At 29.8% G+C, this 12,974-nt stretch carries 15 protein-coding genes; all 15 read left to right on the forward strand.

The window, feature by feature from the left end; all coding sequences use genetic code 11:
• Positions 1-206 precede the first annotated feature (206 nt).
• The 15 genes from pgsA (at position 207) to mreD (ending at position 12,888) form a co-directional block, all read left to right on the forward strand.
• Positions 207-749, forward strand: coding sequence for a CDP-diacylglycerol--glycerol-3-phosphate 3-phosphatidyltransferase (gene pgsA / locus IO99_RS00005; RefSeq protein ID WP_035128734.1), 543 nt, complete (start codon positions 207-209; stop codon positions 747-749).
• Between the two features lie 164 nt (positions 750-913).
• Positions 914-1,948, forward strand: coding sequence for a recombinase RecA (recA, locus tag IO99_RS00010; RefSeq protein ID WP_035128736.1), 1,035 nt, complete (start codon positions 914-916; stop codon positions 1,946-1,948).
• 389 nt (positions 1,949-2,337) lie between these two features.
• Entirely contained in the window at positions 2,338-3,891 is a 1,554-nt protein-coding gene (gene rny / locus IO99_RS00015; RefSeq protein WP_051823775.1) for a ribonuclease Y, read from the forward strand.
• Positions 3,892-4,089: 198 nt separating this feature from the next.
• A complete protein-coding gene (locus IO99_RS00020; protein WP_035128739.1) occupies positions 4,090-4,359 on the forward strand; it encodes a stage V sporulation protein S in 270 nt (89 codons plus the stop codon).
• A gap of 396 nt (positions 4,360-4,755) precedes the next feature.
• Positions 4,756-5,949: a pyridoxal phosphate-dependent aminotransferase gene (locus tag IO99_RS00025; RefSeq protein WP_035128742.1), complete on the forward strand. Its 1,194-nt coding sequence runs from the start codon at positions 4,756-4,758 to the stop codon at positions 5,947-5,949.
• Between the two features lie 23 nt (positions 5,950-5,972).
• Positions 5,973-6,227 carry an HPr family phosphocarrier protein gene (locus IO99_RS00030; RefSeq protein ID WP_035128745.1) on the forward strand — a complete coding sequence of 85 codons (255 nt, stop codon included), beginning with the start codon at positions 5,973-5,975 and terminating at the stop codon, positions 6,225-6,227.
• Between the two features lie 68 nt (positions 6,228-6,295).
• A complete protein-coding gene (locus IO99_RS00035; RefSeq protein WP_035128748.1) occupies positions 6,296-7,270 on the forward strand; it encodes a tyrosine-type recombinase/integrase in 975 nt (324 codons plus the stop codon).
• 69 nt (positions 7,271-7,339) lie between these two features.
• On the forward strand, positions 7,340-7,828 hold the full coding sequence (locus tag IO99_RS00040) for a hypothetical protein (protein WP_035128751.1): 489 nt from the start codon (positions 7,340-7,342) through the stop codon (positions 7,826-7,828).
• A 165-nt stretch (positions 7,829-7,993) separates the two neighbouring features.
• Positions 7,994-8,758: an SPOR domain-containing protein gene (locus tag IO99_RS00045; RefSeq protein WP_035128754.1), complete on the forward strand. Its 765-nt coding sequence runs from the start codon at positions 7,994-7,996 to the stop codon at positions 8,756-8,758.
• A gap of 208 nt (positions 8,759-8,966) precedes the next feature.
• Positions 8,967-9,227, forward strand: a complete 261-nt coding sequence (locus IO99_RS00050) for a DUF4321 domain-containing protein (protein ID WP_035128757.1) — start codon at positions 8,967-8,969, stop codon at positions 9,225-9,227.
• A gap of 9 nt (positions 9,228-9,236) precedes the next feature.
• Complete coding sequence (locus IO99_RS00055; protein WP_035128760.1) at positions 9,237-9,812, forward strand: Maf-like protein; 576 nt, start codon at positions 9,237-9,239, stop codon at positions 9,810-9,812.
• 12 nt (positions 9,813-9,824) lie between these two features.
• Positions 9,825-10,511, forward strand: a complete 687-nt coding sequence (gene radC / locus IO99_RS00060; protein WP_035128763.1) for a RadC family protein — start codon at positions 9,825-9,827, stop codon at positions 10,509-10,511.
• An 18-nt stretch (positions 10,512-10,529) separates the two neighbouring features.
• Positions 10,530-11,537 (forward strand): rod shape-determining protein, encoded by a 1,008-nt coding sequence (locus tag IO99_RS00065; protein WP_035128766.1) that lies wholly within the window; start codon positions 10,530-10,532, stop codon positions 11,535-11,537.
• Between the two features lie 3 nt (positions 11,538-11,540).
• Positions 11,541-12,386 (forward strand): rod shape-determining protein MreC, encoded by an 846-nt coding sequence (mreC, locus tag IO99_RS00070; RefSeq protein ID WP_035128769.1) that lies wholly within the window; start codon positions 11,541-11,543, stop codon positions 12,384-12,386.
• Complete coding sequence (gene mreD, locus IO99_RS00075) at positions 12,373-12,888, forward strand: rod shape-determining protein MreD (RefSeq protein WP_035128772.1); 516 nt, start codon at positions 12,373-12,375, stop codon at positions 12,886-12,888. Before mreC ends, mreD begins: the two co-directional genes overlap by 14 nt.
• The last annotated feature ends 86 nt before the right edge of the window (positions 12,889-12,974 follow it).

Below are 12,974 nucleotides of genomic sequence, written 5' to 3' on the forward strand. Positions count from 1 at the left end.
AATAATATAGATAAGGATATAAAGTAAAATTAGTATTAATAAACTAAATAATTTTTAGATTTTATTGTATAATGTTTGTATAAGATAAAATAATTTATAATTACTATTATAAAAAATTTGTTTTTACTATTTACAATAAGAGGTAAATTTAAATTAGGTAAACAGATTATAAGATTGTTAAATTTCAGGAGTAGGAGATGTTAATGATGAATCTTGCAAATAAGCTTACAGTGCTAAGAATAATGTTAGTTCCGATATTCTTAATATGTGCAATGATTGATACCACCACAACTAATATTATTGCTTTATCAATATTTATTATAGCTTCAGCAACAGATAAATTAGATGGCTATATAGCTAGAAGCAGAAATCAGATAACTAACTTTGGAAAATTCATGGATCCTCTAGCAGACAAGCTTTTAGTTACCTGCGCTCTAATACTTTTAGTTGAAAAAGGAATTGTTGCTGCCTGGGTAGTAGTTGTAATAATTGCTAGGGAATTTATAGTATCAGGATTAAGGACATTAGCTGCTTCACAAGGCGTGGTAATAGCTGCAAGTAATTGGGGAAAGCTGAAGACTGTAATTCAGATGATAGCTATCATAATGGGACTATTATCTCTAGTATATAATCCAGGGTGGCTTAATATTACAACCCAGGTTACCATATACCTAGCAGCTGTTATAACTATTGGATCTGGAGTGGATTATTTTATTAAAGGAAAAGATATTATAAATATTAATGAATAATGTTTATAATTCTATAACTATGTCAAAAATGGTAAAGAGTTCCTTGAAAGAAATTTAAAGGAACTCTTTACTATAACACTTGACCTGATAAATTAAATACTATATAATAAATACATAAGAACTATTGTTCGTGATGGAAGGATGTGAACCCTAAAGGGGAATTTATGAATAACGATAAATTAAAAGCATTAGAAGCAGCTATGGGTCAAATAGAAAAGCAATTTGGTAAAGGCTCAATAATGAAATTAGGGGAAGAGAGCACTTTAAATATAGACTGCATATCTACAGGATGTTTAGGGCTAGATATTGCACTTGGAATTGGCGGAGTTCCGAGAGGAAGAATAATTGAGATTTTTGGACCAGAATCCTCTGGTAAAACTACTGTAGCTTTACATGTAGTTGCAGAAGCTCAAAAGAACGGTGGCTGTGCAGCATATATAGATGCAGAACATGCCCTTGATCCAGTTTATGCAAAGGCATTAGGCGTAGACATAGATAACTTAATAGTATCTCAACCAGATACAGGTGAGCAAGCGCTTGAAATTACAGAAGCCTTAGTTAGATCTGGTGCAATAGATATAGTAGTTATAGACTCTGTTGCTGCCTTAGTTCCAAAGGCTGAAATTGAAGGTGAAATGGGAGATGCCCATGTAGGTCTTCAAGCTAGACTTATGTCTCAAGCTTTAAGAAAACTTACAGGTTCTATAAACAAATCAAAATGCTCTACTATATTTATAAACCAATTGAGAGAAAAAGTTGGAGTTATGTTTGGAAATCCAGAAACAACTCCAGGAGGAAGAGCTCTTAAATTCTATGCCTCTGTAAGAATTGATGTAAGAAAGATAGATACTATTAAACAAGGAGAAACTTTTTTAGGAAATAGAACTAGAGCTAAGATAACTAAGAATAAAGTTGCACCACCATTTAAACAATCAGAATTTGATATTATGTATGGAGAAGGAATATCTAGGGTTGGAGATATATTAGACATTGGTGTTAAAGAAGAAATTGTCCAAAAAAGTGGCGCTTGGTTTGCCTACGGAGACGTAAGACTAGGCCAAGGAAGAGAAAATGCTAAAAACTTTTTTAAGGAAAACCCAGAAATTGCCAATGAAATAGAAAATAAAATAAGAGAAAAATACTCTTTGCCATTAAATAACAATCCAGTAAAAGTTGAGAATAAAGTAGAAGAAAAGTAAATTACTTTATTAAATCAGATAAAAGATATGTGAAGCTTTAAGTAAAAATATATAACTTAAGCTTTACATATCTTTTTTAATTAAAATTTTAAATATTGTGTATGAAATATACAAATAAATGTATAATTAAAGTATGTGATATTTTAATGTAAAAATTAAAGGTGATATTCTAATTAAAAATTTTTTTTAAAAGGTTCAAGTCGAGCCTAAGAGCTAAGTTGAGAGAATTTGTAGTATTTAGTAATAACCTTGACAATGATGTTAAAGTAATATAAAATGAATACAAATACTGGTTTAATATAAGAGGAATTGAATAGAATATGCACCTTTTCGAGCTTTCATTTTACTGCTAATATATGTCATAAAAAAAGCAAAGGAGGTGTTGGAAATTGACTGAACCAAGTCAAATTATTTTAATAATAGCTATTGCGCTAGTTGTTTGTTTAGTCGCTATTTTTGTTTTTATTTATACAAGAAAGAATATATCTTTAGCTAATGTATCTAAATCAGAGGAAGATGCTAAAAAGATTTTAGGTGAGGCACAAAAAGAAGCAGAATCTAAAAAGAAAGAAGCAATCCTTGAAGCTAAAGAAGAAGTTCATAGATTAAGAGCTGATTTTGATAAAGAGTCCAGAGAAAGAAGAAATGAAATTCAGCGATTAGAAAGAAGGGTTCTTCAAAAAGAGGAAACTTTAGATAAGAAAACCCTATCAATAGAAAGAAAAGAAGAAGTATTATCTAAAAAACAACAAGAGGTTGAGACATTAGAATCAGGAATACAAGAATTATATAATAGTGTAAGAGAAGAATTACAAAGAGTAGCAGGATTAACCTCAGAAGAAGCAAAGCAAATACTATTAGACGAAGTAAAAAAAGAAATTAAACATGAAACAGCAATAATGATTAAAGAAATTGAAGCTAAAGCTAAAGAGGAAGCCGATAAAAAGGCAAGAGAAGTTATAACATATGCTATACAGAGATGTGCAGCAGACCATGTAGCTGAATCTACAGTACATGTTGTATCACTTCCTAACGATGAAATGAAGGGAAGGATTATTGGGCGTGAAGGTAGAAATATAAGAGCCCTTGAAACTTTAACTGGAGTTGATTTAATAATAGATGATACTCCGGAAGCTGTTATTCTTTCAGCTTTTGATCCTATTAGAAGAGAGGTAGCTAAAATTGCCTTAGAAAAACTAATAGTTGATGGAAGAATACACCCAGCAAGAATTGAGGAAATGGTTGAAAAAGCGAAAAAAGATGTTGAGAATGACATAAGAGAAGAGGGCGAGCAAGCCACCTTCGAAACTGGTATCCATGGATTACATGTGGAAATAATCAGACTTTTAGGAAGATTGAAATATAGAACTAGTTATGGTCAAAATGTATTAAAACATTCTATAGAAGTTTCATACTTAGCAGGTCTTATGGCGTCAGAGCTTGGAATGGATCCTACCATGGCAAAAAGGTGTGGATTATTACACGATATCGGCAAAGCTGTAGACCATGAAGTAGAAGGACCACATGCACTAATTGGTGCTGAGTTAGCTAAAAAATGTCATGAATCTCCAATAGTTGTAAACGCTATTGCAGCTCATCATGGAGATGTAGAGTATCAATCTCTAGAAGCAGTACTAGTTCAAGCGGCAGATGCTATATCAGCAGCTAGACCAGGTGCTAGAAGAGAAACTCTAGAAGCCTATATAAAAAGATTAGAAAAATTAGAAGAAATCGCAAACTCATATGAATGTGTAGAAAAGTCATATGCAATTCAAGCCGGAAGAGAAATCAGAATTATGATTAAACCAGATGATGTTGATGATGCAGGTGCTATTGAAGTGGCTAGAGATATTGTGAAGAAAATAGAATCAGAACTAGAATATCCAGGTCAAATAAAGGTTAATGTTATCAGAGAAACAAGAGCAGTAGAATATGCAAAGTAAAATTAGGTAATGAAAAAGGTGAGTCTCCTATTTAATAGGAGGCTTTTATTTTTGTCTATTATTTTAAGTGAAACTATAATTTGCAATAATCTAAAATTGTATTTTCAATAAAAGGAATTTTCAATTAAATGTAGAAATAATATATAGGATTCTAATAATATTAGTTTAATAAGTAGTAATAGTAGTAGGAGGTTTAATATGGAAGTATTAAAAGTTTCAGCAAGATCTAATCCTAATTCAGTAGCAGGAGCCCTGGCAGGAGTACTAAGACAAAGTAGTGGGGCAGAAATTCAAGCTATAGGAGCAGGAGCAATCAATCAAGCAGTAAAGGCTGTAGCTATAGCTAGAGGATTTGTAGCGCCTAGTGGAATGGACCTGGTGTGTGTACCGGCATTTACAGATGTAGAAATTGATGGGGAAGAAAGAACTGCAATTAAATTGATAGTACAATCTAAAAATAATTTTTAGGTTATAAAGACATGAAATTAAATTTTTAATTTCATGTCTTTAGTCTTTATATGTAGGTAAATAAGTTTTAAAACTTTGGACAAATGTTATAAAAAGTTAGTATGTAAATATAAAAAGTTAGTATGTAAATATAAAAAATGAGAATAATAATAGTAAGTTAAAATTACCATATAATCTTTACACTATATAGAATAAGTGGTATCATACAGATATGAAGTATATCTTTCATATGAAGTTCTAATGCATTTTAAAATTCATTAGATGTAGAATATACAACTCGTTTATTATATTTTTGAGAATATAATCGAATGAAAAGGTTTAAATAATATTTCTTTTATTTGGATAGTTTTAATTATTTTATATTGTAAAGAATAAATATTAATGGGGGTAGTTATAATGATGCTATCAAAAAAAGCAATGGAAATTTCACCATCACTTACATTAGCAATTACAGCAAAGGCTAAAAAGATGAAAGCAGAGGGGATTGACGTTATAGGCTTCGGTGCAGGAGAGCCAGATTTTAATACTCCAAAAAATATACAGCAAGCTGCTATAAAGGCAATTGAAGCAGGTCAAACAAGATATACAGCGGCTTCAGGTATAATTGAATTAAAGGAAGCAGTTGTAAATAAGTTTAAAAAAGATAATAACTTAACTTATAAAACTTCTCAAATAATTATTTCAACAGGAGCTAAACAATGTTTAGCAAATATTTTTCAATCTATATTAAATCCGGGAGATGAAGTTTTAATAGGTGCTCCATATTGGGTTAGTTATCCAGAACTTGTACAATTGGCTGATGGAGTTCCAACTTTTGTTGACACAGAAGAAAGTAATTCTTTTAAACTAACAATTGAATCTTTAGAAAAAGCAGTAACTAAAAAAACTAAAGCTATGATACTAAATAGCCCTAATAATCCAACAGGAACAGCTTATACGAAAGAAGAGTTAGAGAAAATTGCAACTTTTGCACAAAAACATGATATAATAATTATATCAGATGAAATATATGAAAAACTTTTATATGGAGAAAGTGGTCATATTTCTATAGCAAGTTTATCTGAAGATGCTTATAATAGAACAATAGTAATAAATGGGGTTTCAAAAGCTTATGCTATGACTGGATGGAGAATTGGTTATGCAGCAGCTAGTGAAAAGATAACTTCATTAATGTCAAACATACAAAGTCACACTACTTCAAATCCATGTTCAATATCTCAATATGCATCTGTAGAAGCTTTAAATGGAGATCAAAGCGAAGTTGAAAAAATGAAACAGGAATTTAAAAAGAGAAGAGATTTTATGGTAGATAAAATTAATTCTATAAATAACTTATCCTGCGTTAAACCAGAAGGTGCATTCTACGTTATGGTAAACATATCAAAGGTGTTAAATAAGGAAGTGGACGGAAAGATTATAAAAGACTCTCTTACATTCAGTGACTTACTTCTTGAGAAGGAGAAGGTTGCAGTAATACCTGGTATTGCTTTTGGAGTAGATGATTTTATAAGATTATCTTATGCTACATCTATGGAAAACATAGAAAAAGGATTGAATAGAATAGAAGACTTTGTTAATGGCATAAAATAATTTCTCGTAAATGAGGTGATAATATGCTAACAAAGGAAATAATCATTAATAATCCACAGGGATTGCATGCAAGACCAGCAACTTTATTAGTTCAAAAGGCTACTACTTTTAAGTGTGAAGTTACTATAGAATGTAATGGTAAAGGAGCTAATGCAAAAAGTCTCATTGGAGTATTATCCTTAGGAGTTAATAAGGGATATACAGTAAAAATTATAACTAACGGAACTGATGAGGAACTTGCACTTACAGAAATCATTTCTACTGTAGAAGGATTATAATTCAAATAAAAGAACTGCTTAGGCGGTTCTTTTGTTCTATAGTAGCCTTTGTAAAGGAGGAGGATTTTATGAATGAAATAATATTACATAGTAAAAAGGAACTTTATTTAGAAAAAAATAAACATTTTATTCAATGCTTCCTAGATATTAAGGGTGGAAGAAGTAAATATACAGCCATTAGCTATGAGAAAGACATAAAGGATTTTTTTAATAAGTCAGATGTAACTGAAATAACCATAGAAAATATAAGAGAAATAAATATATTTCATGTTCAAAAATTTATCCTTGATTTGCAAAATCAAGGATTATCTTCTGCAACTATTAATAGAAAGATATCATCTCTTTCTGCTCTTTATAAGTGGCTTATGAAGTATGAAGATAATTACAGTGATATAAGAATTATTAAGTTTAATCCTTTTGCTAATGTGAAGGAAGAAAAACCTATTGTAACTAATAAAGTTACAGAATTTTTGACTGAGGAAGAAACTAAGATTTTACTGGGAAGTATTGATACTACAACTGTATTAGGACTTAGGAATAAAGCTATATTAGCCTTAGCACTCACCACTGCACTAAGAAAATCAGAAATGATAAATATAAAAATATGTCATATAAAAAAGTATGGAGAGTATGATGTAATAGAAGTCACTAGAAAAGGAAATAAAAAAGATTTAGTAAAGCTTCAACCTAAGGTGAAAAGTTTAATTGAAAAATACATTTTAGTTACAGGAAGAGATAAAGAAGAGTATAACAATAGTTATTTATTTATAGGACACTCCTCTAATAATAGAAATGGAGAGAAGTTAAATCCTAGTACTTTAAACTATATGCTTAAAAATATATGTAGTAAGTGCAATATAAATAAAAAATTAAAAGTTCACTCCACTAGACATACAGCTATAACTATGGCCATTACTCAAGGAGCTACCATAGAAAAAGTTAGAGAATTTGCAGCTCACAGTAGTATTGCTACTACCAATAGATATGTTCACTCTATAGACAAGCTTAAAGATAATCCAGGAGATAATATGGATATAATATAAAGTTATAGGAATTTATTAGAGGTTAAAGGCATACATTTTTAATGTAATATAAAAAATGGAGGTATGTTCATGGCTTTTGATAATGAATATGAATTTGTACCCTTGGCGCCTATGACACATAATTCTTTGCCCGATGAAATGAAAGATTTCATATCTGTATGTGGCATGATGGGAATAATGCCAAGAAATAATTTTATACATCCAATGCAAAAAGAGCTGGCTCAAGTTATAGATTTAAAAGAAACTAATGAGGACATAGATATTCCTGCGGAGACTTATTTAGATGAAGACTTTGAAGATGATGTAGAGAGATATGTAGAGGAGAATGGAAATAGATTATTGAAAGACTTTGATGATGAAAAAGACTTTAATCCTACACCGGTTTCATCAAAAGAAGATAATAATGATGAACTTATGAGGATAGAAAAAGTTATTAAATCCATAGAAAGAAATAATCTAGGAGTATTCAAATTTTTAGAAGTTAATGGAATGCCTTATGACAAGGCAAAAAAATTTATTAGAAGAGTAGTAAGGCTATCAATTCGTTATAATGAATAACATGAATAAAAAAAAATCGACTATGTCGATTTTTTAATTTTTATAATAAATTATAATAGTAATATTTACCTTTAATTATATATATAAATTAATAGGACACATTATTTTAAGGTTTAAATTTTAAAGTATAAAATAATGTTTATTAATTAGAAATGGGGGTATAAAATGAAGTACACAAGATACAATATTAAATCTAAACCAAAGAGTAGTAACAGTTTTTTATTTTATTTAGCTATAACCTTACTTTTGGCATTACTATTAGGAACTTTTATATTTAAATTTGTACTTAAAGACTCAGGTAAAATAGGATTTATTAAGGGTATAGATATGAATAATTCTCAGCAACAACAAAATAGCGGTAAAGTGCCTGGTAAAAGTGAAGTAAAGGAAGAAGGAAATTCAACTGAAATAAAGGAAGAAAAAGCTGTGTCAGAATATAATTTTTATATACTACAGTGTGGTGTATTTAAAGTTAAAAGTAACGCTGATGAAACATTAAATAAATTATCAGCCTTTGGTAATCCTTTTATAGGGCAAGAGGGAGAACTATCTAAGGTGTATTTTGGAATGTATTCTGATAAAAACATAGAAAATGGAGCTTCAATATTAAAAGAAAAGGGAATAGATAATACTAAAGTAACTATAAATATACCTATGGAAGATAATTCTACAAAACAATTTTGTGAAATTGTAGATAGTTTGTTGCAAGTTGTAAATAAGACTTCAGAAAGTGGTGTAAAATCTATTAATACCAGTGAACTTAAAAAGTGGATAGATGGATTGGAGAAAATAGATGAGAACATGAAACAATACAATGAAGTTAATTCTTTGAAGGAATATATAAAGGCTCTTCCAGATGAAGTAGATAAAAATAAGGATGGAGAAGTATTAAAATATGTTTATGACCAGCTAATAAAGTTTAAAAAATAAGGTATATATTATTTTTAATAAGTTGATATAAGGCTATCTGTGAACAAAAGTTCACAGATAGCCTTAATTTATAAAAAAAAGTTTAAAAAATTTGTTATAGTCTTGTGTAAAAAAATATTAAATGTTACACTATATTAGATATAAAATGTTATATTGGTTAATACAAATAGTATATTGCACATTTTAAATATACTGGGGGATGTTTTTTATGGGAAAATCATATAAAACCGCTAAAGAGTATGTATTTATAACTCTTCTGGGGGCTATTTCTGGAAGCTTTATTGGAGAATTTTTAGGAAATACTTTTAAAGCCTTAGATTTTTTAGGAAAAAACTACTTTATAGGATTAAAAAATCCTTTAGTCATTGATTTAAAGGTCTTAGAATTAACTTTTGGACTAGGATTTGGTCTGAATTTAATGGCTATAGTAGGTATGGTTTTAGCAATAGTATTATTTAAGAGATTCTAGGAGGAAGTTATGGATATAGTATTAGCTTCTGCATCACCAAGAAGACAGGAATTATTAAAAAGGTTAGTAGATAATTTTAAAATAGAGATTAGTAACTTTGATGAGGATTCTGTTGAATTTCAAGGTGATATAGATAAACATGTGTGTGATTTAGCTGAAGGAAAAGCTAGAAATATTTTGAATAAAGTGCAGAAAGATTGTATTGTCATAGGCTGTGATACTGTAGTATATTTAAATGGGAAAATTCTTGGGAAACCAATAAATGATAAAGATGCATTTGAAATGCTAAGGTCACTCAGTGGAAATGTACATAAAGTTTATTCCGGGCTAGTTTTAATAAACAGTAAAACCAATGAATTAATAAGAAAAAGCGTTTGTACTGAAGTTAAATTTATGAACCTATCTGAGGATATGATACTTAGTTATATTGAATCAGGTCAATGTAATGGTAAAGCTGGTGCCTATGGGATACAAGATAATGCTGCTATTTTTGTGGAGAATATTAATGGCTGTTATTACAATGTAGTAGGATTGCCTTTAAATACTTTATATTTATCACTAAGGGAGATGGGGGTAAATCAATAAAGGAGTTAGTTTATGAACTATAAATTAAAGATTAAAGATTTACCTAAAAATGAAAGACCTAGAGAAAAAATGTTAAGGTATGGGGCAGAATACCTGTCTAATTCTGAACTTTTAGCCCTTATATTGAGGACTGGAACAAAGGAAGATAGTGTTTTAAATCTATGTGATAGGTTATTATCTCATTGTGGAGGCATAAATGGAATTTCCAGCCCCAGTATTAATGATTTAAAGCAGGTAAAAGGAATAGGGGAGGTTAAAGCTACCCAAGTTTTAGCCCTTGCAGAGCTAGCTACCAGATTTAATTCTTTTAAATCCGGTGAAGAGCATATTGTAAGTAGTCCTAAAGATGTGTCTAATTATATGATGAGACAAATGAAAGGTTTAAAAAAAGAATATTTTAAGCTAATTATGTTAAATACTAAAAACATAATTATATCAGTTAAAGATATTTCTATAGGAAATTTAAATAGTTCCATTGTTCATCCGAGAGAAGTCTTTATAGAAGCTATAAAGCTTAGTAGTGCATCAGTGATATTGTGTCACAATCATCCATCAGGTGATCCAACACCTAGCAAAGAGGATATACTAATAACTAAAAGACTAAAGGAGTGTGGAACATTACTAGGAATTGAAGTTTTAGATCATATTATTATTGGTAACGAAGCTTATATAAGCTTAAAAGAAAAAGGTATTATATAGATTGAGAGGAGAGTTTTTATGGGTTTTTTTGGAAGTTCTAGAGACATTGGAATAGATTTAGGAACTGCAAACACATTAGTATATATTAAAGGAAAGGGTATCGTACTTAGAGAGCCTTCCGTTGTAGCAATAAATAAAAATACAGGAAAAGTTTTAGCTGTAGGTAATGAAGCTAAAAATATGATAGGTAGAACACCAGGAAATATTGTAGCTATAAGACCAATGAAAGATGGAGTTATAGCAGATTTTGATGTAACTGAAAAAATGCTTAGACATTTTATTGAAAAAGTTGGAGGTAAAAATTCCTTTAAAAGTCCAAGAATCGTAGTTTGTTTCCCATCTGGAGTAACTGAAGTAGAGAAGAGAGCAATTGAAGAAGCAACTAAGAGTGCTGGAGCTAGAGAAGTTGGATTATTAGAAGAACCAATGGCAGCAGCTATAGGTGCTGGACTTCCAGTTGGAGAACCTACAGGAAGCATGGTTGTAGATATCGGTGGAGGTACTACAGAAGTAGCAATAATATCTTTAGGTGGAGTTGTTACAAGTATGTCATTAAGAGTTGCAGGTGATGAATTAGATCAAGCAATTATAGCATACATAAAAAAACAATATAACTTAATGATTGGTGAGAGAACTTCAGAAAATATAAAAATACAATTAGGTTCAGCTTACGAGGTAGAAGAAAAGGCAGAGAATATGCAAATTAGAGGAAGAGATTTAATAAGTGGTCTTCCTAAAGTAGTAGAAATAGGTGAAGATGAAGTAAGAGAAGCTTTAAGAGAACCTGTATACTCTATTATAGAGGCTATAAAAACAACACTAGAAAAAACACCACCAGAACTTGCAGCAGATATTATGGATAAAGGTATAATGCTTACAGGTGGAGGAGCCTTATTAAAAGGATTAGATGCACTAATAGCCCATGAAACCCATATGCCAGTAAATATAGCAGAAATACCATTAGATTGTGTAGCTGTAGGAGCTGGAAAAGCATTAGATAATGTAGATATTATGAGTAGAAGATAAAAAATGAAGATATTCAAGAATAAGCTGGCAGTAATAGTTATACTACTGTCAGTGTCCTTTTTGGGGTTAATTGGTTATTCAGTTCAAAAAGATAATATGTCAATGGTGGAAAATGGTGTAGGAAGTGCTATAAACTCTGTTCAAGGTGTTGTTTATAAAATAGGTAGTAAAATAAAAAGTTCTTTTAGTTTAGTACTTAATATAGGAAATATAAAAAGTGAAAATGATGAGTTAAAAAGTCAAAATGAGAAGTTGAAATTTAATGCTATTCAAAATGATATTTTAAGAAAAGAAAATGACAGACTTAGAGGCATGTTAAACTTTGCTGATGCAAATGGTCAGTATAATTATATAGGTGTAGATATTTTGGGGTTAGTTGGAAATAATTTTTTGGATGGATATGTAATCAATAAAGGCGAAAAAGATGGAATAGAAAAAGGTATGATTGCATTGGAAGGAGAAGGACTAGTTGGTCAAGTTACTAGTGTTGGTAGTAATTGGAGTATAGTTCAATCTATTTGTAATGAGAATATGGCTGTAGCAGGATATGTATTGAGCACTGAAGAAAGTAATGGTATTGTAAAGGGTTATAAGGGAAATGAAGATAAATTTCTTACGGAAATTACAGGACTTTCCTTAGATTCAAAAATTAAAGAAGGGGACACTATACTAACCTCTGGACGAGGTGGCATATATCCAAAAGGAATTAAAATAGGAGAAGTTCTAGAAATTTATGAGGATAGAGCAAAGGTTGTAAAGAGTGCAATTGTGAAGCCTGCAGTAGATTTTAATAAGGTAGAGCAACTTGTAATTATAGTGCCAAAGGAAAAAAGAGATGTTAAAAACTAATAATAAATTTAAAAAAATATTATATTTATTTTTAATAATCACCATTCTTTTTATTTTTGATAATACCATTATAACTTTTTTTGCTATTAAAAATATATATCCAAGCGTTCTTTTTGTATTTATAGTTTGTTATTCCATTATAAATGGATATGGTGAAGCAACAATTATTGGTGTTATAACAGGGATTCTTCAAGACATTTATTTTCCGGGAGTCATGGGAATTAACATGTTAATAAACATGTTAATTTGTTTAATGGCAGCTAAAATTGGAAAAGGAATTTTTAAGGATAAGGTTGTAATACCTATTTTTTCAACATTCCTACTAAGTTTACTAAAGAGTATTGCTATTTTTGCTATATTTATATTAATAGGAGCTAGTAATAATTTTTTACACTTAATTATATATAAAGCTATTTATGAGATGATAATAGCTTTACTGATATATAGGATTATACTTAAGTTTAGTGAAACCAAAACTATAAAAAAGGAATGGAGATTCTAAAGAAAGTATGAAAAAAAAATAAAAAAAATAATTAGAAATAAAAAAAATAAAAAAAAGTTTTTCAAGATATAATTTATTTTATATAG

The organism is Clostridium sulfidigenes (assembly GCF_000732635.1).
Lineage (GTDB): Bacteria > Bacillota > Clostridia > Clostridiales > Clostridiaceae > Clostridium_J > Clostridium_J sulfidigenes.

Bases quoted from the DNA above. Each gene is read 5' to 3' on its own strand.
- IO99_RS00040 (WP_035128751.1), top strand. From the start codon at position 7,340: ATGGCTTTTGATAATGAATATGAATTTGTACCCTTGGCGCCTATGACA.
- mreC (WP_035128769.1), top strand. From the start codon at position 11,541: ATGAAGATATTCAAGAATAAGCTGGCAGTAATAGTTATACTACTGTCA.
- IO99_RS00030 (WP_035128745.1), top strand. From the start codon at position 5,973: ATGCTAACAAAGGAAATAATCATTAATAATCCACAGGGATTGCATGCA.
- recA (WP_035128736.1), top strand. From the start codon at position 914: ATGAATAACGATAAATTAAAAGCATTAGAAGCAGCTATGGGTCAAATA.
- IO99_RS00050 (WP_035128757.1), top strand. From the start codon at position 8,967: ATGGGAAAATCATATAAAACCGCTAAAGAGTATGTATTTATAACTCTT.
- IO99_RS00035 (WP_035128748.1), top strand. From the start codon at position 6,296: ATGAATGAAATAATATTACATAGTAAAAAGGAACTTTATTTAGAAAAA.
- IO99_RS00045 (WP_035128754.1), top strand. From the start codon at position 7,994: ATGAAGTACACAAGATACAATATTAAATCTAAACCAAAGAGTAGTAAC.
- IO99_RS00025 (WP_035128742.1), top strand. From the start codon at position 4,756: ATGATGCTATCAAAAAAAGCAATGGAAATTTCACCATCACTTACATTA.
- radC (WP_035128763.1), top strand. From the start codon at position 9,825: ATGAACTATAAATTAAAGATTAAAGATTTACCTAAAAATGAAAGACCT.
- pgsA (WP_035128734.1), top strand. From the start codon at position 207: ATGAATCTTGCAAATAAGCTTACAGTGCTAAGAATAATGTTAGTTCCG.
- IO99_RS00020 (WP_035128739.1), top strand. From the start codon at position 4,090: ATGGAAGTATTAAAAGTTTCAGCAAGATCTAATCCTAATTCAGTAGCA.
- IO99_RS00065 (WP_035128766.1), top strand. From the start codon at position 10,530: ATGGGTTTTTTTGGAAGTTCTAGAGACATTGGAATAGATTTAGGAACT.
- mreD (WP_035128772.1), top strand. From the start codon at position 12,373: ATGTTAAAAACTAATAATAAATTTAAAAAAATATTATATTTATTTTTA.
- IO99_RS00055 (WP_035128760.1), top strand. From the start codon at position 9,237: ATGGATATAGTATTAGCTTCTGCATCACCAAGAAGACAGGAATTATTA.